We start from the raw sequence: 24,497 nt of genomic DNA, 5'->3' as shown, positions 1-24,497 counted from the left end.
TTCGCCATTCGAGAGAACCGCCATGCATGCACTCAAGCCCCTGGCCCTGGTGGCCACCCTGTTCGCCGCCGCCCCGGCCTTCGCCGCCGAGGCGAACAAGCCCGGCAGCCTGTTCAAGGACTGCAAGGACTGCCCCGAGATGGTCGTGCTGCCCGCCGGCAGCTTCACCATGGGCACCCCCGACGACGAAGTCGGCCGCCAGCCCGATGAAGGCCCGCTGCACACCGTGACCTTCGCCAAGCCCTTCGCCATCAGCAAGTTCCAGGTGCTGGCCAAGGAGCTGCAGGCCTGGCAGCGCGAGGCCAAGGTCACCCTCCCCGACGGCGACGACCGCCCCGGCCGCCTGTGCAGCAACGGCAAGCCCAGCTACCCGCAGGGCCCCGAGCAGCCCGCCGTGTGCATCAGCTACGACGAGGTGAAGGCCTATGTCGCCTGGCTGTCGAAGAAGACCGGCAAGCACTACCGCATGCTCAGCGAATCCGAACGCGAGTACGCCGCCCGCGCCGGCAGCGAAGGCCCGTTCCCCTTCCCCTTCGACGAAGGCAAGGAGTACAGCATCGCCCAGCACGCCAACACCTACGGCGCCGCCGACGGCTACAACTTCACCTCCCCGGCGGGCACCTTCCCGGCCAACGCCTTCGGCGTCTACGACATGCACGGCAACGTCTACGAATGGGTGGCGGACTGCCTGCACGACAGCTACGTCGGCGCCCCCACCGACGGCAGCCCGTGGATGGAGGAGACGTGCGAGGTCGTGCAGATCCGCGGCAACGACTGGGGCGAGGCGCCGATCTTCTCCCGCTCCGGCAACCGCAATGCGCTGGTCACCACCGAGCGCGGCGACTGGATCGGCTTCCGGGTCGCCAGGGAGCTTTAGCCCCCCGCTAAATTTGCCCCGTCACCAGACGTTCAAGAGGTGCGCAGCCACGGGTTGCGCCCCAGCGGGTGGCAGCGGCCACCCGCCAACTCTTCAAGCAGGTACCCCCCATGAACAGGCCCGCGCGCGGAGTGATCAAAGAGTTGTTCACGCTGCTCAAACCTTTCCGACTGATCGTCATCAGCTCCATCGTGCTGGGCATGGTGGGCGGCCTCAGCGTCACGGTGCTGCTGGCGACCATCAACGGCGCCCTGCACTCCGAAACCAGCCTGAGCGGCGGCGTCGTGGCCGCCTTCGCGGGGCTGTGCCTGCTGGCACTGGGCAGCGCCATCTATTCGGACATCGGCACCAACTACGTCGGGCAGCACATCATCGCCAAGCTGCGCAAGGAACTGGGCGAGAAGGTGCTCTCGGCGCCGATCGAGCAGATCGAGCGCTTCCGCACCCATCGCCTGATCCCCGTGCTGACCCATGACGTCGACACCATCAGCGACTTCGCCTTCGCCTTCTCGCCGCTGGCCATCGCACTCACCGTCACCCTGGGGTGCATGGGCTACCTGGCCATGCTGTCCTGGCCGATGTTCTTGATACTGGTGCTGGCCATCGTCATCGGCATCACCGTGCAGTACTTCGCCCAAGGGCGGGGGATCAGAGGCTTCATGCAGGCCCGCGACTGGGAAGACGACCTGCAGAAGAACTACAGCGCCATCGCCGAGGGCGCCAAGGAACTGAGGATCCACCGCCCACGCCGCAACCGCATGTACGTGTCCGGGATCGAGCAGACGGCCCAGAACATCTGCAACACGCAGATCCGCTCCATCAACACCTTCGTGATCGCCAAGTCCTTCGGCTCGATGCTGTTCTTCGTGGTCATCGGCCTGGCCCTGGCCATGCAGTCGATGTGGCCGAGCGCCGACAAGACGGTCATGAGCGGCTTCGTCCTGGTGCTGCTGTACATGAAGGGGCCGCTGGAGCACCTGATCGGCACGCTGCCGATCATCGGCCAGGCACAGATCGCCTTCAGCCGCATCGCCGAGCTGTCGGAGCAATTCTCCTCGCCCGAGCCCCACCTGCTCCTCAACGCCCAGGGCAGCCCGGACAAGTCCATCAGCAGCCTCGAACTGCGCGATGTGTCCTACGCCTTCCCCGCCGTCGAGGGCAGCGCCCCGTTCCGCCTCGGCCCGGTGAACCTGAAGATCGACCAGGGCGACATCGTCTTCATCGTCGGCGAGAACGGCTGCGGCAAGACCACCCTGATCAAGCTGCTGCTGGGCCTCTATGCCCCGCAACATGGCGAGATACGCCTGAACGACCAGGCGGTGAACGCGCGTACGCGGGATGACTACCGCCAGCTGTTCACCACCATTTTCGCCGACTACTACCTGTTCGACGATGTCGTCCAGGGCGACCAGCACCTGCCCGAGGACGCCAACACCTACCTGGAACGCCTGGAGATCGCCCACAAGGTGAGCGTCCGGGACGGCTCCTTCACCACCACCGACCTGTCCACCGGGCAACGCAAGCGCCTGGCGCTGGTCAACGCCTGGCTGGAAGAGCGGCCCGTGCTGGTGTTCGACGAATGGGCCGCCGACCAGGACCCCACCTTCCGGCGCATCTTCTACACCGAGCTGCTGCCGGACCTCAAACGCCTGGGCAAGACCATCATCGTGATCTCCCACGACGACCGCTATTTCGACATCGCGGACCAACTGGTGCGCATGGAAGCGGGGAAAGTCGTGACCGAATTGCAGACAGCGTGATTGATCACGATTCTTATTTCCGGTTTTTTCAGTGCCATCCGTCTTATCAAAAATCAAAAACAACGCCATCACTTTGAAGACCAAGAGGACCACCATGCCAGCGCTACCGGGACTTACGAACCTCACCAAGGCATTGCTCATGCGCCGTATGCTTCAGCCGGGTTTCAACGCCACCGCGCTGGGCTTCGCCTTCTCCATGGCGGTTGCCGCCCAGGTACAAGCCCAAGAGATCGAATTCAACATTCCCGCCCAGTCGCTGCCCAGCGCGCTGCTGACCCTGGGCAAGCAGGCCGACCTCCAGGTGCTGTACAGCGCCGATGACGTCCAGGGCCTGCGCAGCCAGGCGGTCGTCGGCCGGTTCTCCACCGACAAGGCCCTGGCGCGGATGCTGGCGGGCACCAACCTGTCCTTCAGCCTGCAGAACAACACCGCCATCCTGCAGAAGCGCTCCGCCTCCGACTCCCTCGAGCTGAGCACCATCAACATCTCCGGCCAGTCGACCGAATCGGCCTATGGCCCCGTCGACGGCTATGTGGCCACCCGCAGCGCCACCGGCACCAAGACCGACACCCCGATCCTGGAGATCCCCCAGGCCGTCAACGTCATCACCGCCGACCAGATCGAGACCCAGGGCGCCCGCAACCTGACCCAGGCCCTGCGCTACACGCCCGGCCTCGGCGTCAACGGCTTCACCGATCGCAACGCCATCGCCGACGAGATCACCAGCCGCGGCTTCGCCCCGACCCCGCTGTACCTGGACGGCGCCTACCTGCCCTACGCGGGCAGCCTGGGTGGCGCACCGCAGATCGACCCCTACACCCTGGAGCGCGTCGAAGTGCTCAAGGGGCCGTCCTCGGTCCTCTACGGGCAGAACCAGCCGGGTGGCGTGGTGAACATGGTGTCCAAGCGCCCGACCACCGAGCAGCGCAGCCAGGTGAAGTTCGGCCTGGGCAGCTACCACCGGGTGAACGGCGCCTTCGACACCAGCGGCCCCATCGACGAGGAGAAGCAGTTCTCCTATCGCCTGGTGGGCCTGGCCAAGAAAGGCAACGAGCAGGTCGCGCACACCAACAACGAACGGCTGCTGCTCGCCCCCAGCCTGACCTGGGCCCCGTCGGAAGACACCTCCCTGACCCTGCTGGCGCAGATCCAGCGTGACGACGGCCTGTTCGACTACCAGGCCCTGCCGATGGTCGGCAGCCTGGTCCGTGGCCCCACCGGGCAGAAGATCGACCGCGACTTCTTCGCCGGCGACTCCAAGTACAACGACTACAAGCGTGACCAGTACATCCTGGGCTACGACTTCACCCAGAACCTCAGCGATGACCTGAAGTTCCGCTCCACCGCCCGCTACATCGACGTGCGCGACCGCTACAAGGGCTTCTACCTGCGCAGCTTCGCGACCGACACCAACGGCAACACCGACTACACCCGCGCCAACCGCGTGAAGCTGGACTGGCAACAGCACAACATCGCCTACACGCTGGATAACAACCTGGAATTCAGGTTCAACACCGGCGCCCTGGAGCACACCACCCTGGCGGGGATCGACTACCGCCACTTCAACCGCAAGTACGACGGCTACAACGCCTACAACGTGCTGCCGGTGGACCTGTACGGCAAGAACAACTACGACACCAGCAGCCTGACACCGGTGCTGGACACCAAGTGGGACAACACCATCCGCCAGATCGGCCTCTACGCCCAGGACCAGATCAAGCTCGACAGCTGGATCCTCACCATAGGCGGCCGCAAAGACTGGGCCGAGGTGGAAAACAAGGACCTGCTGGCCGACACCATCACCGAACAGCGTGACCACAAGTTCACCGGCCGCGTGGGCCTGACCTACGTCACCGACTTCGGCCTGGCGCCCTACGTCAGCTACTCCGAGTCCTTCCTGCCGACCGTCGGCACCGCCGCGCCCGAGCGCGGTGGCAAGGCATTCGAGCCGACCGAAGGCAAACAGTACGAAGTGGGCGTGAAGTACCAGCCCTATGAGAAGACCCTGATCACCGCCGCGGTTTTCCAGATCGAGCAGAAGAACGTGCTGACCGGGGACGTCGAATACCCCCAGTACCAGTCGCAGCAGGGTGAGGTGCGTTCCCGGGGCATCGAGCTGGAGGCCAAGTCCAGCATCGAGAACATCGACGTGCTCGCGGCCGCGACCTACATCGACTCCTTCTACACCAAGGAAACCTACGGCAACGAAGACAACCGCAGCGAGGCGCAGGCCCCCGTGTCCGCAACCGCCTGGGTCGATTACCACTTCGTCCAGGCGCCCCTCGCCGGCCTCACCTGGGGCGTGGGCGCGCGCTACACCGGCCGCAAGCCGGGCGACGCCGCCAACAGCTTTCACACCCCGTCCTACGTCGTCTACGACACCACCCTCAGCTATGACCTGGGCAAGCTCTCCAGCGACATGCGGGGCCTCCAGGCCAGCCTGAACGTGCAGAACCTCTTCGACCGCGAATACGTGTCGGACTGCAACTACTCGTTCGGCTGCTACTACGGCCAGGAGCGTGTCGCTTCGGTCGAGGTGTCCTACGACTGGTGAACGCCAGTGGCATGAAGGAACCGGGCTCAGGCCCGGTTTTTTTATGGCCCTGTCTGCGTTAACTGTTGTGGTTTTAATGCAAGCGCTCAAGCACGGCTATTTTCGGGCACCCAAGGGTTCGTGCCCCCCACCGCATGGGTTTCGCTCCGCTCTACACCATCCTACGAAAGCCCGTGCGCACCACGTGGCGATGCGCTGGACGAAGAAAGTTGGAGCAGCCGCCAACGCCCCTCCAGGAGGCCGAACGCAGTCGTTGCGCCGGGGGACGAGCGGCATGGATGCCGCGAGAGGCGCGCCAGGCCATGGATGGCCCATCGCGCCGGCCCCCGATAGCGACGATGGAGTGAGGGAACCCCGGCGAAGCCGGGGCCGGATGATGGGGCAAGCGTTTTTGGTTCCTTTTTTGTGGTTCGGCATCCCGACGATTGAAAAAAGGGACTCGCCCGGGGGGGCGAAACCAGAAACATCACCAGAGCTCGGCAATCAGCTGGACTCAAATCCTCTAGCAACACATAACGCAGACAGAGCCTTTTTATGGCTGCCGTGCAGGGTCGAGGCCAGCATTCCGGGGGCGGACATCCCCTCCTCCGCCCATGAAAAAACCGGGCCTTGGCCCGGTTTCCGGTATCGCGCGGCCTGGGCCGCCGGGTGCTATCGCCGGCTCAACGCGCCAGCGCCTGGCGCAAGGCGGACACCAGCTGCGCGTAGACGTCGTCGATATCCGGCACCACGCTGCGCAGGCGCAGGAAGTCGTGGATCAGCCCCTCGAACTCCAGCACCTGCACCGCAACCCCCTGCTCCTGCAGGCGTCGCGCATAAGCCCGCCCCTCGTCCAGCAGCGGGTCGAACCCCGCCAGGGCGATCACCGCCGGCGCCACGCCGGCATGGTCAGTCGCCAGCAACGGCGAGAAGCGCCAATCGAGCCGGTCGGCCGCCTCCCGCGCGTAATGCCGGTAGAACCACTCCAGGGTTTCGCTTTCCAGCAGGTAGCCCTCACCGAACAGCTGCATCGACGAGCTGCTGGCCGAGGCATCGGTAACCGGGTAGCACAGGAGCTGCAGGCAGGGCCTGATGACCGCCGCCGCCGAGCGCGCCGCCTCCAGGGCCAACACCGTGGCCAGGGTGGCGCCGACGCTGTCGCCGCCGAAGACCACGCGGGTGAGATCCAGGGATTGCTCCCCGGCATGGGCGGCCAGCCAGGCCAGCGCATCGGCACCGTCGTTCAGCGGGGTCGGGAACCTGTGCTCGGGCGCCACGCGATAGCCGACCGAAAGCACCGCGCACGGCGTCCGCTCGCAGAACTCGCGGCACACGCCGTCATGGGAGTCGAGGCTGCCGACCACGTAGCCGCCGCCGTGGAAATACACCAGGACGGGCAGCGTTCCGCTGGCAGTGGACGGCCGGTACAGGCGCAGGGGCAGCGAGGCGCCATCCCGGCTGTGGAACTCGAAATCCGTCGAACGCACGCCCTGCGGCGCGGCCCAGCGCAACTGCCCGGTGGTGCGTTCGAAGGCCTCCCTGGCCTGTTGCGGGGACGACACATGGAAAGGCCCGGGGCCACTGGCCTGGCTTTCTTCCGCCAGGTCGAGGAAGGCGTTCAGCTCTGGATGCAATGGCATCGCATGGTTCCTTGATCAAGGGGTACATCCACCGGAGGGGCCACGCAGGTGGCGCCCCCCAGCAGTACGAAGGACCGCAACGAATACTTAGGCCGCCTGCGCGACGCAGTGCTCGATCAGCGCCTCCAGTTCGGCCTGGTAGGCCTGCATCAGCTGTTCGACGGTCTCGACGCGGTAGCGGCGGTTGCTGAAGACACAGCGCAAGGCCAGCTGCCCGTCGTACACCTGCCCGACGATTTCCAGCCAGTTGCCCAGTGCGGCCATGGGGCTGTAGCAGCTGCCATAGCTCTCGGCCGCCGGCACCAGCATGGCCTTGTCGTCGAAGCTCTGGTCGAACTGCCCCAGGTAGTTGAAGGTGACCCGCGCCTGGGGGGCGGCACTCAACTGCGCGGCGACCTCCGGGCCACTCAGGTGGCGCAGGACGCCATAGCCGAGCCCCTTGTTCGGCACCGCCGCCAGCTGGCGTTGCACGGCCCTGACCGAGGCGCCGATGTCGTCGTCCAGCCCCGGGGTGAGGCGTACCGGGAACATGCTGGTGAACCAGCCGACGGTGCGGCTCAGGTCGATGTCGGCCACCAGGTCCTCACGCCCGTGCCCTTCCAGCTGGATCAGCGCCGAGGCTTGCCCGCTCCAACGGCACAGCACGCGGCCCAAGGCCGCCAGCAATACGTCGTTGATCTGCGTCCGATAGACCGCCGGCACCTGCTTGAGCAGCTGCTGGGTGTGCACCTCGGACAGGGTCAGGTGAGCCACCGCCTGGTGCCGCACCTGGTTCTTGCCCCGCGGGTTGTCGCAGGGCAGCTCGCTGCCCGGCTGGCGCGCCTGCGCGAGCCAGTAGTCCCGCTCCTCGGCCGGGAAGCTCTCGGCATAGGCGCCCAGGCCTTCCGCCCAGGCACGGTAGCTGCTGGTGCGGAACGGGAAGCTTGGCGTCTCGCCCCTGTCATAGGCCTCGTAGGCCATCTGCAGGTCCTGCAGCAGCACCCGCCAGGAGACGGTGTCGATGACCAGGTGATGGATCACCATCAGCACCCGGGTCTCGCCGTTGGCCATGGCCACATGGGCGGTGCGCCAGACCGGGCCGTCGTGCAGGTCCAGGCTGCGCTGGACCTCCTCGGCGAACAGTTCCAGCTCCGCCTCATCCACGACCTCCCGTTGCCAGAGCAAGGGCTCCGACGCCCAGAGCGCCTGCATCTCCGCCAACGGCTGGTAGTGCTGCAGGTTGCGCCCGCCAACCTCGGTGAAGCGCAGGCGCAGGGCGTCGTGCTGCTGGACGATGCTGCGCAGCGCCAGCTCCAGGGCCGCCAGGTTCAATGCCTGGCGTGCGCGCAACATCAACGCCTGGTTGAAGTGGTGAGGCTCTTCCATGCGCTCGTCGAACAGCCACTGCTGGATCGGAATCAGGTTGAACTGGCCTTCGGCAGCCACCTGGGTGGTGTCCGCCTGGGGCTGATCCGCAACCGGTCGCTGCCCGAAGATCTCCTCGATGGTCTGGTGGCGCATCAGGTCCCGCAGCTTCAGCTCCATGTTCAGCTCCGGGTGGTTACGCACCCTCGACACCACCTGCAGGCTGAGGATGGAGTCGCCCCCCAGCTCGAAGAAGTTGTCGGTGATGCCCACCTGCTCCACCTGCAGCACCTCGGCCCAGACCTGCGCCATCAACTGCTCGTCGCGGGTCCGCCCGGCCACGTACCGGGTGCCCTTGAACTCGGGCTCCGGCAGCGCCTGGCGATCGAGCTTGCCGTTGGGCGTCACCGGCAGGTGCGGCAGGCAGATGATCTGCGCCGGCACCATGTAGTCCGGCAGGCTGGCCCGCAGCTCGGCTTTCAGGCGGTCGCCGATGGGCTCGCCGCCCGGCGTCACCACGTAGCCGATCAGTTGCTTGCCCGAAGCGCTGTCCCGGGCGACCACGACGGCGTCGCCGACATCGCCCGACTGGCGCAGGCAGGCCTCGATCTCACCGAGTTCGATACGGAAGCCCCGTACCTTGATCTGGTGATCGATGCGGCCGACGTAGTCGAGCACGCCATCGACGCGGCGGCGCACGAGGTCGCCACTGCGGTACATGCGATCGCCCGGCTTGCCGAAGGGATCGGGCACGAAGCGCTCGGCGCTGAGCCCGGCACGACGGTGATAGCCACGGGCGACGCCTTCGCCACCGATGTAGAGCTCGCCGGCGATGCCCGGCGGCAACGGGTTGAGGTTCTCGTCCAGCACATAGAGCGCGCGCTGCCCCACTGCGCGCCCGATGGGCGCATAGGCGGCTTCGCAGCGGGTGCTGGCCGGCACCTTCCACAGCATCGGGGTGACCACGGTCTCGGTCGGCCCGTAGCCGTTGGTGAAGTAGCGGGGACGCAGGGCGGCCTTCACCTGCTCGAAGGTCTGGTCCGGCACCGCGTCGCCGCCGAAGCAGTACACGCGCACCGGTGGCGGGGTCAGCCCGCTCTGCTCCGCGTATTCGGCCAGCTGCTTGAGGTAGGCCGGCGGGAAGCAGGCGATGCTGATGGCGTGCCGGTGCAGCGCCTCGAAGGTCTGTTCGGGCGTCCATAGCGCACCGTCGCGGATGACCAGGGTGCCACCGCTGAATAAGGTGCTCAGCCAGCGCTCATGGGCCCCGTCGAAGGCGAACGACATGAAGTGCAGCTCGCGGGTCGCGGCATCCATCTCGTACAGCCTGGCGATCGCCTGGCAATGCATGCTCAGCGGGCCATGGGTCACCGCGACGCCCTTGGGCCGGCCGGTGGAGCCGGAGGTGTAGATCAGGTAGGCCAGGTTCTGCGCCAGCAGGCCGCTGTGCAGCGGCTCGGTGCTGCCGGCCCATTCGTCGAAGCCATCCAGCAGCAACACCTGCGGGCCATCCAGCCGGGGCAACCGCTCCTGCACGCCGCTGTGGCTCACCAGCAGCGCCATGGCGGAGTCTTCGATCATGAAGGCCAGCCGTTCCGCCGGGTAGTCGATGTCGAGGGGGACATAGGCCGCCCCGCTCTTCATCACCGCCAGGAAGGCCACGACCGTCTCCACGGAGCGCTCCAGGGCCACGCCGACCACGTTCTCCGGGCCTGCGCCAAGCGCCAGCAGGCGGTGGGCCAGCCGGTCCGAAAGGTTCGCCAGTTCGCTATAGGACAGTTGCCGCTCACCGCAAACCAGCGCCACGGCATCCGGGCGCTCGGCGGCGTGGCGGGCGATCAGCTCGGGCAGCAGTGCCGTCGGCTGCTCATCGGCCACAGGCGCCGCGCTCCACTGGGCGAAGGCCTGTTGCTGCACGGGCGGCAGCAGCGCGAGGTTGCCCAAGGCCACGTCCGGCGAGGCGATCAGCACCTCCAGCATGTGCTCCAGGGTGACGCGGATACGCTCCACCGCCTCGACGCTGAACGCGTTGCGCAGGAACAGGTACTCGATGGACAGCCGGTCCCCCAGGTGCACCGCCAGGTCCATGGGGAAGTTGGTCACATCGTGGTTGCGGGACGCACCGAAGCTCAGGCCGGTGTCGTTCTCCTCGCCCAGGCGTTCGTCGATCGGGTAGTTCTCGAACACCAGGATGCTGTCGAACAGCCCCTGGCCGCCCATCCCGGACCAGCGCTGGATATCCGCCAGGGGGGCGTGGGCGTGCTCGCGGATCTCCAGGTTGTACGCCTGGAGCTGCTGCAGCCATTGCACCAGGGGCTGCTCCGCCCGCAGGGTCTGGATCACCGGCAGGGTGTTGATGAACAGGCCCAGGATGCTGTCGGCGTTGGCCAGGCTGGCCGGGCGCCCCGCCACGGTGGCGCCGAACACCACGGTGGATTGGCCGGTGAAGCGCTGCAACAGCAGCAGCCAGGCGCCCTGGATCAGGGTGTTGGGGGTGATGTGCAGGTCGCGGCAGGCCTGCTGCAGGCGGCGGGTCTGCACCTCGTCCCAGCGGGTGTACAGGGCGTCGTGGCCGGGCAGGTCCTGCACATGCCGGGGGAAGACCGACTGGCCGAGGAAGGTGGCCTGCTCCAGCTCGCCCAGGCGTGCCCGCCAGAACGACTCCAGGCTGTTTCCGTCCTGCCGCTTCAGCCAGGCGATGAAGTCACGGTAAGGCCCGTTGCGGGTCGCGACCTGGCCCTTGGCATAGAACTGCATGACCTCGCCGAACAGCCGCGAACTGCTCCAGCCGTCCATGAGGATGTGGTGGCAGGTCCAGATCAGCTGGTGGCGCTGCTCGTCCAGGCGCAGCAGCAACACGCGCTGCAAGGGTGCCTGCGCCAGGTCGAAGCCTTCCCGGTAGTCGGCCGCCGCGCGCTCGGCGAGGGCCTCTTCGCCCTGCTCGCGCTGCCGCCAGTCTTCCTGCCGCAGGTCCAGCGCCACATGGCGGTGGACGATCTGCACCGGCTCGCTCGAGCCGCTCTGCCAGTGGAAGCTGGTCCGCAGGATGTCCTCGCGGGCGATCACCTGCTCCCAGGCCCAGGCGAAGCGCTCGGCGTCCAGGCCTTCGACGGGCAGGCTGATCTGGTTGACGTACAGCCCGGTGGCGTCGTCGGCCAGGCTGTGGAACAGCATGCCTTCCTGCATCGGCGACAGCGGGTATACATCCTGGATCTGCGGCACCGCTACCGGCAGCGCATCCAGCTGCTTCTGGTTCAGGCCGGCGAGCGGGAAGTCGGACGGCGTCAGGCCCTGGATGCCCTCGTCGCAGCAATGGTCGATCAGCCGCTCCAGCGCAGCGCCATAGGCGCCCGCCAGGCGCTCCATCACGGCGATGTCGAACACCTCGCGGCTGAAGGTCCAGTCCAGGCTCAAGCGGCCATCGAAGACCTTGCCGTTGATGGTCAGCCAGTTGCCCAGGGGCACATCGTCGTCGTGGCCGTCACCGCTGCCCTCCTCGCCCGGCACGAACAGCGCCTGCTCGTCGAAGCTCTGGTCGAACTGGCCCAGGTAGTTGAAGGTGATGCGGGCCTGGGGCAGCCCGGCCAGGCGCTGCTGGATATCCGGCGCGCCCAGGTGGCGCAGCACGCCATAGCCGAGGCCCTTGTCCGGCACGGCCCGCAGCTGCTCCTTGATGCGCTTGATCGATTCCCCCGGGTTCTCAGAAGGGGTCAGCAGCACCGGGTACAGGCTGGTGAACCAGCCGACGGTGCGGCTCAGGTCGATGCCGTCGAAAATCTCCTCGCGGCCGTGGCCTTCCAGCTCCACCAGGCAGGCCGGCTGGCCGGTCCATTGGCAGACGGCCGTGGCCAGCGCGCTGAGCAGCAGGTCATTGACCTGGGTGCGATAGGCCGACGGGGCCTGCTTGAGCAGGCGCTGGGTCTGCTCGACGCTCAGCGACAGGCTCACCGAATGCCCATGCGCGGAGGCCTGGCTGCCTTCGGGGTTCGCCCTGGGCAATTCCGGCAGGGGCTGGTCGAGGCGGCTGGTCCAGTAGGCCAGCTCCCGCTCCAGCGCATCGCTTCCCGCATGGTCGTGCAGACGCTCGGCCCAGGTCCTGAATGCCGTCGACTTGGCCGGCAGCTTCACCGCCTCGCCGCGCGACAGCTGCTCGTAGGCGCTCTGCAGGTCTTCCAGGAGGATGCGCCAGGACACGCCATCCACCACCAGGTGGTGGATGGCCAGGTGCAGGCGCGAGCTGCCATCGGCCATGTCGATCAGGCTGCAGCGCAGCAACGGCCCCTGTTGCAGGTCCAGGCTGCGTTGCGCGCGGTTGGCCAGGGCGACGAGCTCATCGGCATCGCGAGCGCTGCCTTGCCAGACCTCGAGCGGTTGTGCAGCCACGGCCGCGTGGCGGGCCTTCCAGCTGCCGCTGGCGGTCTTGTGGAAGCGCAGGCGCAATGCATCGTGATGGGCGACGACCGCTTCGAGGGCCGCACCCAGCCGGGCGACATCCAGCGGCTCGCGCGGCGTCAGCAGGATCGACTGGTTCCAGTGCTGCGGCTGGGCGATTTCGCTGGCGAGGAAGCCCTGCTGCATGGGCAGCAGCAGGCTCTCTCCGGTGACCGGCCCCTGGTCCACCAGGTTCGCCTCGCCCTGCTGGGCGACCTGGGCCAGGGCCTGGATGTTCTGGTGCAGGAACAGGTCGCGAGGCGCCAGGACGATGCCCCGCTGGCGGGCGCGGCTGACCACCTGGATCGAGTTGATCGAATCGCCGCCCAGGGCGAAGAAGTTGTCGGTGATGCCCACCTCGGGCACACCGAGCACCGCCTGCCAGATTTCCGCCAGGGTCCGCTCGACCTCGCTGCCGGGTGCCACATAGGCGCTCTGCGCCTCGTCCAGGCTCGGAACCGGCAGCGCCTTGCGATCCAGCTTGCCGTTGGGGCTCAGCGGCATGCGCTCCAGCGCGGTGATGTGCGGCGGCACCATGTGCTCGGGCAGGGTGCGCTGGAGGTGCGCGACCAGTTGCTCACGCAGGAGCGGCCAGTCCGGCGTTTCTCCCTGCAGGACCAGGTAGGCGCTGAGGTACTTGCCGCTGCGCCCGTCCAGGGCGACGACCACGGCCTCGCGCACGCCGTCATGGTCCAGCAGGCGCGCTTCGATCTCGCCCAGCTCGATGCGCAGGCCGCGGATCTTCACCTGGTGGTCGATACGGCCCAGGTAGTCGATGACGCCATCGGCGCGGTAACGGGCCAGGTCACCGGTGCGGTACAGCCGTTCGCCCTCCACGAAGGGGCTGGCCACGAAGCGCTCCGCGGTCAGCGCGGGGCGGCGATGGTAGCCACGGGCAAGGCCCTGGCCACTGAGGTAGAGCTCGCCGCTGACGCCGACCGGCACCGGGTTCAGCTCGGGGTCGAGGATGTAGGTCATCAGGTTGGCGATGGGCTCGCCGATCGGCACCGCCTCGCGCCCTTCGTCGCGGCAGGTCCAGTGCGTCACGTCGATGGCCGCTTCCGTCGGGCCATACAGGTTGTACAGGGCGGCACCGGGCAACCGGGCGAACACCTGCTGCTGGGCATCCACCGGCAGGGCTTCGCCGCTGCAGACGATGCGGGTCAGGCTGCGGCAGCGCCCGGCGCTCTCGTCCAGCAGGAAGGCCTGCAGCATCGAGGGCACGAAATGCAGGGTGGTGATGGCCTCGTCCTCGATCAGCCGGATCAGCTGCGCGGGGTCGCGGTGAGCACCCGGCTCGGCGACCACCAGGCGCACGCCGTACATCAGCGGCCAGAAGAACTCCCAGACCGAAACGTCGAAGCTGAACGGCGTCTTCTGCAGCACGCTGTCGCCTTCGCCGAGCCCGTAGGCGTCCTGCATCCAGCACAGACGGTTGGTCAGCGCGCCATGGCTGTTGCCCGCGCCCTTGGGCTTGCCCGTGGAGCCGGAGGTGTAGATCACATAGGCCAGGTTCGAGGCGGCGAGCGGCACCTCGGGGTTGCCGGCCGGGTAGCCCTGCAACCGCGCCTCGCCATCGTCCAGCAGCAAGGTCTTCACGCCACCGGGTATCGGCAGCTGTTCCTGCAGCCCGGCCTGGGTCAGCAGCAGCTCGATGCCGCTGTCCTCGATCATGTAGGCCAGGCGTTCGCGAGGGTATTCCGGGTCCAGCGGCACATAGGCACCGCCGGCCTTGAGGATGGCCAGCAGGCCCACGACCATTTCCAGGCTGCGGTGCACCGAGATCCCCACCAGGGAGTCGGCGGTCACGCCCTGTTCGATCAGGCGGTGCGCCCAGCGGTTGGCCCGCGCGTTGAGCTCGCCGTAGCTGAGGGCCTGGCCGGCGAACACCAGCGCACAGGCCGCGGGGTTCGCCGCCGCCTGCGCCTCGATCAGGTGGTGGACCGGCTGGTGGTTCGGATAATGGGCGCCGGTGCGGTTCCACTCGTAGAGCATGTGATGACGCTGCCCGGCGTCCAGCAGCGGCAGCTCGCCGACGGCCTGGCTGGGGCTGGCGACGATGCCGCGCAGCAGGTTCAGCCAGTGCTGCCCCATGCGCTCCACGGTGGCGCGGTCGAACAGGTCGGTCGCATAGGACAGCGCGGCGGAAAGGCCCGCCTCGTACTCGAAGGTGTCCAGCGTCAGGTCGAACTGCGCGGTGCCGGCATCCCAGCTGAGCTCTTCCAGCGCCAGGCTGGCCAGGGAGGTGACCTCGCGCTGCACCTCGCCGCCGTGGTTGAACATCACCTGGAACAGCGGGCTGTGGCTCAGGTTGCGCGCCGGTTGCAGCGCCTCCACCAATTGTTCGAAGGGCAGGTCCTGGTGCGCCTGGGCCTGCTGGGCGGTGTGGCGCACCTGGCGCAGCAGCGTCGCGAAGGGTGCGTGGCCGTCGACCTGGGCCTTGAGCACCTGGGTGTTGACGAAGAAGCCGATCAGGCCTTCGGTCTCCAGGCGGTTGCGGTTGGCGATCGGCACGCCGACTCGGATGTCGCCCTGCCCGCTGAAGCGGTGCAGCAGCACCTGGAAGGAGGCCAGCAGCACCGTGAACAGGCTGCAGTTCTCGCGCTGCGCCAGCTGCTTGAGCGCAACCGCCAGGGTCGGCTCCAGGGCGATGGCGATGCGCGCCCCGCGATAGCTCTGTTGTGCCGGGCGCGGGCGGTCCGTCGGCAACTCCAGGACGGGCTGCTCGCCTCCCAGCTGCGCGCTCCAGTAGGCCAGCTGGCGGGCCTGTTCGCCCTCCTCCAGCCAGCGCCGCTGCCAGTGGCCGTAGTCGGCGTACTGGATCGGCAGCTCCGGCAGCACTACGGGCTGGCCCTGGCTGTGGCCGACATAGAGTTTCAGCGTCTCGTCGATCATCACGCGCATCGACCAGGCATCGGAAACGATGTGGTGCTGGGTGAGTACCAGGACATGGTCGTCTTCCGCCAGCCGCAACAGCTTCACCCTCAGCAGCGGGCCGGCCTGCAGATCGAACAGGCGCCGGGTCTCGGCCTCCACCGCTGTCCGAATCGCCTCGTCGCTGGCGTCGGCGGCCAGCGCCTCGACCTCGATCACCACCGGCGCCGCCGGGTGGATCACCTGCAGGGGCCGCTCGCCGTCCAGCACGAACGATGTACGCAGGCTTTCATGGCGCGCGACCAGGGCGGCGAAGCTGCGCTCCAGCGCGGGCAGGTCCAGGGCGCCGCGAAGGCGCAGGGCCGCCGGGATGTGATAGGCGCTGCTGGTGGGCTCCAGCTGCCAGAGAATCCATTGCCGTTGCTGGGCATGGGACAGCTCCAGCGGCTGCTCCCGGGAAACCCGCGGGATCGGTTGCTCGACCGGCTGCATGTCCTCTTCCAGGGCACGCGCCAGGGCATCGAGCTCCGGGTGGGCGAAGAGCAGGCGCAGCGGTACCTGGGCCTGCAGGGCCTGGCGCAGGCGCGCCATGACCTGGGTGGCGAGCAGCGAATGCCCGCCCAGTTCGAAGAAGCTGTCGTGCACGCCGACCCGGTCGACGCGCAGCACCTGCGCCCAGACCTCGGCGATGGTCCGCTCCAGTTCGGTGCGCGGCGCCACATAGGCCTTCTGCCATTGCCGCGCATCGGGCCTGGGCAGTTGCTTGCGGTCCAGCTTGCCGTTGGGCGTGAGGGGGAAGCGCTCCAGCAGCACCGTGTACGCGGGCACCATGTAGTCCGGCAGCTTCAGGCGCAGGCGGTCGTTGAGGCTGTCACGCAGCCGGGCCTGGGCGTCGGCATCTTCGGCAGCCGGCAGGTCGCGGGGCACGACGTAGGCCACCAGCACCTGCCCGCCCGGGGCGTCCTGCGCCACCACGGCGACCTCGCGCACCTCGTCCTGTTCCTGCAGGCGCGCCTCGATCTCGCCCAGCTCGATGCGCAAGCCACGGATCTTCACCTGGTGGTCGATGCGGCCCAGGTACTCGATGATGCCGTCGGCACGGATACGGGCCAGGTCGCCGGTGCGGTACAGGCGCTCCCCAGCCTTGAAGGGATTGGGAATGAAGCGTTCGGCGGTCAGCCCCGGGCGCTGGAAGTAACCCCGCGCGAGGCCGTCGCCGGCGATCAGCAGTTCACCGGCCACGCCATGGGGCACGGGGGACAGGTCGGCGCCGACCACATAGAGCGCGGTGTTGTCGATGGGGCGCCCCAGCCAGGGCTCGGGGGCCTCCTGGCCAATCCCGTGGATGGCCGACCAGATGGTGGTCTCGGTCGGCCCGTAGAGGTTCCATACCTCGCCGCCCAGGGCCAGCATGCGGGCCGCCAGCTCGCGCGGCAGCGCCTCGCCGCCACAGAGGAAGGTGCAGCCACGCAGGACCTCCGCCCGCTCGTTGTCCAGCAGCATGCGCCAGGACGAAGGCGTCGCCTGCAGCACATTCACCTGCTCGCGTTCCACCAGGTCCAGTACCGCGTAGGGGTCCTGGGCGACCTCGGGTCCGCTCAGCACGATGCGCGCGCCGACCATCAGGGGCACGTAGATCTCCAGGCCGAAGATGTCGAAGGAGAAGGTGGTCAGCGACAGCACCCGGTCCCCGGCCACGACGCCCGGAACACGGGCCATGCTGGCGACGAAGTTGGTCAGCGCGCCATGGTGCACCATCACGCCCTTGGGGCGCCCGGTGGAGCCCGATGTGTAGAGGGTGTAGGCGAGGTTTTCCGCTTCGATCCGGGTGGGCAGGTCCGCGTCGGGGAAGGCATCCAGCGAGTCGCCCAACTCGTCCAGCAGCAGTGCCCGCACCATCGTCGGTACCGGCAGGCGCTCGGCCAGCGCGCGCTGGGTCAGCAGCAGCTCGATACCGCTGTCCTCGATCATGTAGGCCAGGCGATCCTCGGGGAACGCCGGGTCCAGCGGCAGGTAGGCGCCGCCGGCCTTGATGATGGCGAGCAGCCCCACCAGCATGTCCGCGCTGCGCTCCACCGAGAGCCCCACCAGCACGTCCGGCCCCACGCCCAGCTCGACCAGCCGGCCGGCCAGGCGATTGGCGCGACGGTTGAGATCGGCATAGCCCAGTCGTTCCCCGCCGATCACCAGGGCGATGGCGTCGGGATCACGCGTCACCTGGGCCTGGAACAGCTCATGGACGAAACGCGCCTCCGGCAGCGCGACCGCCGTGTCGTTCAGCTCCACCAGCATCGCCTGCTGCTGGCTCGCATCCAGCAGCGGCAGCTCGCCGACGACCTGCTCCGGCCTGGCCAGGATGCCGCGCAGCAGGTTCAGCCAATGGCCGGCCATGCGCTCCACCGTGGCGGCGCAGAACAGGTCGGTGGCGTAGGTCATGGAGGCGCTGATGCCGTCGGGATGCTCGAGCGTCTCCAGGGTCAGGTCGAACGACGCCGTGCGGGTCTCGCCCTGCAGCCCCTCGACCCGCAGCCCACCCACCGGCGCCCCGCGTGCAGGGCCCTCCGTCTGGTGGTTGAACAGCACCTGGAACAGCGGCGTATGGCTGAGGTTGCGTTCCGGCTGCAGCGCCTCCACCAATTGTTCGAAAGGCAGGTCCTGGTGGGCCTGGGCCCCCAGCGCCGCCTGCTTGACGTCCTGCAGCAGCTCGCGGAACGGCGCCTGGCCGTCGACCTCGCTGCGCAGGACCTGGGTGTTGACGAAGAAGCCGATCAGGCGCTCGGTCTCCACCCGGTTGCGGTTCGCGGTGGGCACGCCGACGCGGATGTCGTCCTGCCCGCTGTAGCGGTGCAGCAGGGCCTGGAAGGACGCCAGGAGCAGCATGAACAGGCTGACGCCCTCACGCTGGGCCATCTGCTTCAACCCGGATGACAGGCCGTCGTCCAGCGCGACCTCCAGGCGCGCGCCGCGGTAGCTCATCACCGCCGGGCGCGGGAAATCGGTGGGCAGTTCCAGCACCGGCTGCCGCCCGCCGAGCAGGCCCGTCCAGTACTCCAGCTGCCGTTCGCGCTCGCCCGCTTCCATCCAGTGCCGCTGCCAGATGGCGTAGTCGACGTACTGGATCGGCAGCGGCGGCAACTCGGGCGCCTGGCCACGGCTGAAGCCGGCATAGAGGGTGACCAGCTCCTCCACCATGACCTGCATCGACCAGCCATCGGAGACGATGTGGTGCAGCACCACGATCAGCAGGTGATCGTCATCGGCCAGGCGCAACAGGCGGACGCGCAGCAGCGGCCCGTTCTGCAGGTCGAAGAGCTGCTCGGTCTGCTCCTCGATCAATTGGCGCAGCTGCTCGGCATCCGGCACCTGCGCCAGGGGCTCGGCCACCAGCGTCAGCGGTGCCGGCGAGCCGACCCGCTGGGAGGTCGCCTCACCGTCCTGGACGAAGGTGGTGCGCAGGCTGTCGTGCCGCGCGACCAGGGCGTTGAAGCTGCGCTCCAGCGCCGCCACATCCAGCGCGCCATGCAGGCGCAGGGCCGTGGGCATGTGGTAGGCGGCGCTGTCCGGGTCGAGCTGCCAGAGGAACCATTGGCGCTCCTGGGCGAAGGACAGCGGCAGGCTGTCGAACGCATCGCTCACCGGCGGGATCGGCAGGTTCGCCGGCGACACGTTTTCTTCACGCATCTTCTGCAGGTACTGCCTGCGCTTCTCCAGTGGCAACGTGATGAAGCGCCTGGCGATGCGTAAAGCAACCGTGTTGTCCATCAAACCTCCTCCATTTCATCGAGCAGGGCCTCGAGCCTGCTCAATGTCGACGTACTCGTTGGCGCCCCGGTCTGTTGCAGCTGGGCGACGAAGTCCCCCAGTACCGGGTGCTGGAATATCAATTGCGGGGTGAGGCTCATGCCCAGCTCCAGTTGCAGGCGCGAAACCACGTTCACCGCCAGCAACGAGTGCCCGCCCCGTTCGAAGAAATCGTCGCCGAGCCCGACCTGATCGAGCTTCAGCACGTCCTGCCAGATGGCGGCGACCTTCAGCTCCAGCTCGCTGCCGGGCGCCACGTAGGCCACCTGCAGCGGGCGGGCATCCGGCGCCGGCAGTGCCTTGCGATCCAGCTTGCCGTTGGTGGTCAGCGGCAGGCGGTCCAGGAACACCACCTGGCCGGGCACCATGAAGTCCGGCAGGTGATCGGCCAGGCGCGCCTTCAGGCGTTCGCCGAGCACCGCTTCGGCCGGCTCCAGCGCACCCGCCTCGGCGACCACATAGGCCACCAGGGCCTGGCCATCCGGGGCCAGGACCACGGCTTCACGCACCTCCGGCTGGGCCCGCAGGCGGGCCTCGATCTCGCCGAGTTCGATGCGCAGGCCACGGACCTTGACCTGGTGGTCGATGCGCCCGATGTACTCGATGACGCCATCCGCGGCGTAGCGCACCAGATCCCCGGTGCGGTACAGCCGCCCGCCCTCGCGACCGCTGCGGGCGAAGGGGTCGGGTATGAAGCGCTCGGCGGTCAGTGCCGGTCGCTGGTGATAACCACGGGCCAGCGAATCGCCAGCGATGTACAGCTCGCCGACGGCGCCGATGGCGCAGGGCTGCAGCGCGCAGTCGAGAACATAGGTGCGCACGTTGCCCAGCGGGCGGCCGATGGCGACCGTGCGGCGCTCGTCACCCTCGGCGGCTGCCACGAGGTGGCTGGTGCTGTCGATGGTGGCTTCCGTCGGCCCGTAGAGGTTGTGCAGCTCACCGTCGAACAGTGCCATCGCCTGGTCCGCCAGGTGCTGGCCCAGGGCCTCACCGCCGCAGAGCAACAGGCGCAGGGTGGCCAGCTGCTCGCGCCGGGCCAGGGGCAGCAGGGCCTGCAGCAGCGAGGGGGCGAGCTGCAGGACGCTGATCCGCCAGCGCGCTACCTCGGCCCAGAGCCGGGTCAGGTCGAGGTTCAGGTCCGGGCTCGCCAGGACCAGCTGCGCACCGCTCATCAACGGCAGCCAGAATTCCCAGACCGAGGCGTCGAAGCTGATCGCGGTCTTCTGCAGCACGCGGTCCTCGGCCTGCAGCGCCAGGCGGTCCTGCATCCACGCCATGTGGTTGCTCAGCGCGCTGTGGCGGATGCCCACGCCCTTGGGGCGCCCGGTGGAGCCGGAGGTGTAGATCACATAGGCCAGGTTCTGCCCGTCCGGCGAAACCGCCGGGTCGCGCTCGTCGCGGCTGGCCAGCGCTTCGTCCAAGCCATCCAGCGCCAGGCAGCTCATGCCGCTGTCGGCGAACCGCGCCTCCAGGGCCCGCTCGCTGAGCAGCAGGGCGATGCCGCTGTCCTCGACCATGTAGGCCAGGCGGTCCTGCGGGTAGGCCGGGTCCAGCGGCACATAGGCGCCACCGGCCTTGAGGATCGCCAGCAGCCCGACCACCATCAGCGGCCCTCGCTGCAAGGCGAGCCCCACCAGCACATCGGGGCCCACGCCGCGCTCGATCAGCAGGTGCGCCAGGCGGTTGGCTTGGGCGTTGAGCTGCCCGTAGGTGAGGCTCTGCCCCTCTGCCAGCACGGCCACGGCCTGGGGCTGGCGCTGTGCCTGGAAGGCCACCCACTGGTGCACCTGGCGCGCATCCCGCAGCGCGGTCTCGGTGGCGTTCCACTGCTCCACCACGCGGGTGTGCATCGGCGCGTCCAGCAGGCCGAACTCGCCGAGACGACGCTGGGCGTTCGAACCGGGCATCTGCATCAGCAGGTGCACCATCTGGTCACCGAGGCCTTGGATCGATTCGCGGGAATAGCAAGCGTTGGCATAGGTGAAGTGCAGGTTGAGGATGTCACTCAGATGAACGGCCAGGGTCAGCGGGAAATTAGTTTGTTCCCGGTTGCCGAGGGTGCCGAAGCCGAGCCCGTCCGGTGCGCTGTCCTGCAGCGCCTGGGAGACCGGGTAGTTCTCGAACACCAGCAAGGTGTCGAACAGGCTGTCCCCGCCCTGCCCCGCCCAGCGCTGGATGTCGTACAGCGGCGTGTGCTCGTGCTCGCGCAGCGCCAGGTTCTGCGCCTGCAACGCCTGCAGCAGGTCGACGAGGGATTGCTCGGGACGCGGGCTGGCGATCACCGGCAAGGTGTTGATGAACAGGCCGATCTGCTCCTGGATGCCCCGCAGTTCGGCCGGGCGACCGGCCACCGTGGCGCCGAACGCCACGCCGTCCTGCCCCGTGTGGCGTTGCAGCAGCAACAGCCAGGCGGCCTGCACCAGGGTATTGAGCGTGACCTTCTGCTGCCGGGCGAACTCGCCCAGGCGCTGGCATTCCTCCTGCGAAAGCGAGCGATGGAAGCTGTCGTGGCTGGGCTCGTCGGCCCGGGAGGCGCGCGGCTGGTCCGGCCCGGCCAGGCGGGTCGGCGCGTCGAGGGCTGCCAGTTGGCCACGCCAGAAGGTTTCGCTGGCAACGGGGTCGCGCCCCGCCAGCCAGGCGATGTAGTCGCGGTAGCGCCCGCCCTGGCGCACCACCTGCTGCCCCGCATAGCGCTGCAGCACCTCGCCGAGCAGCTGCGAATTGCTCCAGCCATCCATGAGGATGTGGTGGTGGGTGTAGACCAGGTGCCAGGCACCTTCGCCGACCTGCACCAGGGCCAGGCGCAGCAAGGGCGCACGGGCCAGGTCGAAGCCCTGCTCCAGCTCGGCGGTCGCCAGGGCATCGAGCGCGGTGGCCAGGTCATCGCGGCCACGCCAGTCGTGCCGTGCGAAGGGAACCTCGACCTGGCGCTGGACGACCTGCAGCGGTCGCTCCAGGCCACCCTCCCAGATGAACCGGCTGCGCAGGATGTCATGAGCTTCCACGGCTTCCTGCCAGGCCCGCTGGAAACGCTCGGGGTCGAGCCCCTGCATGTCCAGGCGCATCTGGTTGATGTAGTGGCCGGTGCCCGGCTCATACAGGCTGTGGAACAGCATGCCCTGCTGCATCGGCGTCAGCGGGTAGAGGTCGTCGACCTCGCGGGCGGAAACCGGCAGCGCATCCAGCTGCCCCTGGCCAAGCCCGGCCAGGGGGAAGTCCGAGGGCGTCACGCCCTGGTTGATCGGCTGGGCGCAGTGTTCGATCAGCTGCTCCAGCTCGGCGGCATAGTCATCGGCCAGTCGCTGGATCGTCTGCTCGTCGAACTGCTCGCGGCTGAAGGTCCAGCCCAGGCTCAGCTCGCCGTCGTACACCTGGCCGTTGAGGCTCAGCCAGTTGCCCAGGGGCGCCAGCGGGCTGTGGTCGGCGCCGGAACCCTCGCGGGCCGGGCGGAACAGTGCCGCCTGGCTGTCGTCGAAGCTGCCGTCGAACTGGCCGAGGTAGTTGAAGGTCAGGCGCGGCTCGGGCAGTGCCCGCAGCGCGGCACGGGCGCTCTCGTCCCCCAGGTAGCGCAGCGCGCCGAAGCCCGTGCCCTTGTCGGGAACGGCCCGCAGCTGCTCCTTGATCGCCTTGATCGACGCCGCCAGGGCGCCCGCCGGCGTGAGCTTCACCGGGAACAGGCTGGTGAACCAGCCGAGGGTGCGGGTCAGGTCGATGTTGGGGAACAGCTCCTCACGGCCATGGCCTTCCAGCTGGATGAGGGTGTTCGGCTGCCCGGTCCAGCGGCAGATCACCCGTGCCAGCGCGGTGAGCAGCAGGTCGTTGACCTGGGTGCGGTAGGCCTTGGGGGCCTCCTGCAACAGGCGACGGGTCGCCTCCCGGCCCAGCTGGGTGAACAGGGTGCGCGCCAGGCGCGCCTCACGGGGTGCATCCGGGTGTTCGCAGGGCAGTTCGGCACAAGCGTCCTGCAGGTGCTCCTGCCAGAACCCCAGCTGCCGTTGCAGGGTTTCGCTGCGGGCATGGCGCTGCATCTGCTCGGCGAACGCCTTGACCGAGCTGGTCTTGGACGGCAGCCGCACCGGCTCGCCGCCCTGCACTTGGCGGTAGGCGATCTGCAGGTCGTCGAAGAGGATGCGCCAGGAGACGCCATCGATCGCCAGATGGTGGACCACCAGCTGCAAGCGCTGGCTGCCGTCCGCCAGGGTGGCCAGCACCGCGCGCAGCAGCGGGCCGTCCTGCAGGTCCAGGCTGCGCTGGGCCCGCTCGAGCAGCGCGTCCAGGGCGGCGGCATCCGCGACACGGGCCTCCCAGAGCAGGCTGGCGTGTGCCCAATCCTGCTCCTGGCGGTCGAGGTCACGGTGGGTCGCTTCCCAGCCTTCCACGCCCTCGACGAAGCTCAGGCGCAGGGCATCGTGATGCCTGACCAGGCTGCGCAGGGCCTGCTCCAGCCCCCCGGGCTGCAACGGGCTGGCCGGGGCCAGCAACACCGACTGGTTGTAGTGATGGCGTTCGGGGATGGGCTCGGCGAAGAAGGCTTGCTGGATCGGCAGCAAGGGCGTGCTGCCCAGGACCGGCCCCTGGTCCACGACGAACGCTTCGTCGCTCACCTGCGCAACGCCGGCCAGTGCCTGGACGGTCTGGTGCTGGAACAGGTCCTTGGGCGTGATGCGGATGCCGTCCTGACGGGCGCGGCTCACCACCTGGATGGAGATGATCGAGTCGCCGCCCAGCTCGAAGAAGTTGTCGTTGAGCCCCACCCGCTCCAGCTTGAGCACGTCCTGCCAGATCAGCGCCAGGCGCTGCTCCAGTTCGCTCTGCGGCGCCACGTAGTGCTGCTGCGCCTGGCTCGCATCCGGTTGCGGCAGCGCCTTGCGGTCCAGCTTGCCGTTGGCGGTCAGCGGCCAGTGCTCCACGAACAGCAGGTGCGTCGGCACCATGTAGTCCGGCAGCTCGGCCTTCAGCTCGGTTTTCAGGGCGTCACGCAATACCCCGGCATCCTCCAGCGGACTCGCTGGCAGCACGTAGCCCACCAACTGCGTGCCGGTCGGCCCTTCATGGGCCAGCACCACGGCCTCGCGCACGGCATCCAGCGCCGCCAGACGTGCCTCGATCTCGCCCAGTTCGATGCGGAAACCACGGATCTTCACCTGGTGATCGATGCGCCCCACGTACTGGATGACGCCATCGCTGCGGTACTGCGCCAGATCGCCGGTGCGGTACAGGCGCGCACCGGGCTCGCC

Annotated in this window: 6 protein-coding genes; 3 read left to right on the top strand and 3 right to left on the bottom strand. The window is 68.2% G+C overall.

The features are described from left to right. The first annotated feature begins 22 nt into the window (after positions 1-22). The 3 genes from RTW82_RS12405 to RTW82_RS12395 all read left to right on the top strand — a co-directional run bounded on the left by RTW82_RS12405 (position 23) and on the right by RTW82_RS12395 (position 5,191). Positions 23-877 (top strand): formylglycine-generating enzyme family protein, encoded by an 855-nt coding sequence (locus tag RTW82_RS12405; RefSeq protein ID WP_271661096.1) that lies wholly within the window; start codon positions 23-25, stop codon positions 875-877. A gap of 110 nt (positions 878-987) precedes the next feature. After that, entirely contained in the window at positions 988-2,637 is a 1,650-nt protein-coding gene (locus RTW82_RS12400; protein ID WP_184489146.1) for a cyclic peptide export ABC transporter, read from the top strand. A 148-nt stretch (positions 2,638-2,785) separates the two neighbouring features. Continuing rightward, positions 2,786-5,191 carry a TonB-dependent siderophore receptor gene (locus RTW82_RS12395; protein ID WP_316925499.1) on the top strand — a complete coding sequence of 802 codons (2,406 nt, stop codon included), beginning with the start codon at positions 2,786-2,788 and terminating at the stop codon, positions 5,189-5,191. 662 nt (positions 5,192-5,853) lie between these two features. Here RTW82_RS12395 and RTW82_RS12390 read toward each other — a convergent pair. The 3 genes from RTW82_RS12390 to RTW82_RS12380 all read right to left on the bottom strand — a co-directional run. Continuing rightward, the gene (locus tag RTW82_RS12390) at positions 5,854-6,810 is read right to left on the bottom strand and encodes an alpha/beta hydrolase (protein ID WP_316925250.1); all 957 of its coding nucleotides are present in this window, start codon (positions 6,808-6,810) and stop codon (positions 5,854-5,856) included. Between the two features lie 87 nt (positions 6,811-6,897). After that, complete coding sequence (locus RTW82_RS12385) at positions 6,898-19,221, bottom strand: non-ribosomal peptide synthase/polyketide synthase (protein ID WP_316925249.1); 12,324 nt, start codon at positions 19,219-19,221, stop codon at positions 6,898-6,900. After that, positions 19,221-24,497, bottom strand: a 5,277-nt coding sequence (locus RTW82_RS12380; RefSeq protein ID WP_316925248.1) for a non-ribosomal peptide synthetase, incomplete at its 5' end; no start/stop codon positions are given. The genes RTW82_RS12380 and RTW82_RS12385, both read right to left, overlap by 1 nt.

Origin of the sequence: Pseudomonas sp. zfem005 (assembly GCF_032621735.1) — a bacterium.
Taxonomy (GTDB): domain Bacteria; phylum Pseudomonadota; class Gammaproteobacteria; order Pseudomonadales; family Pseudomonadaceae; genus Metapseudomonas; species Metapseudomonas solani.
This window is presented reverse-complemented; position numbering and strand designations above follow the sequence as displayed.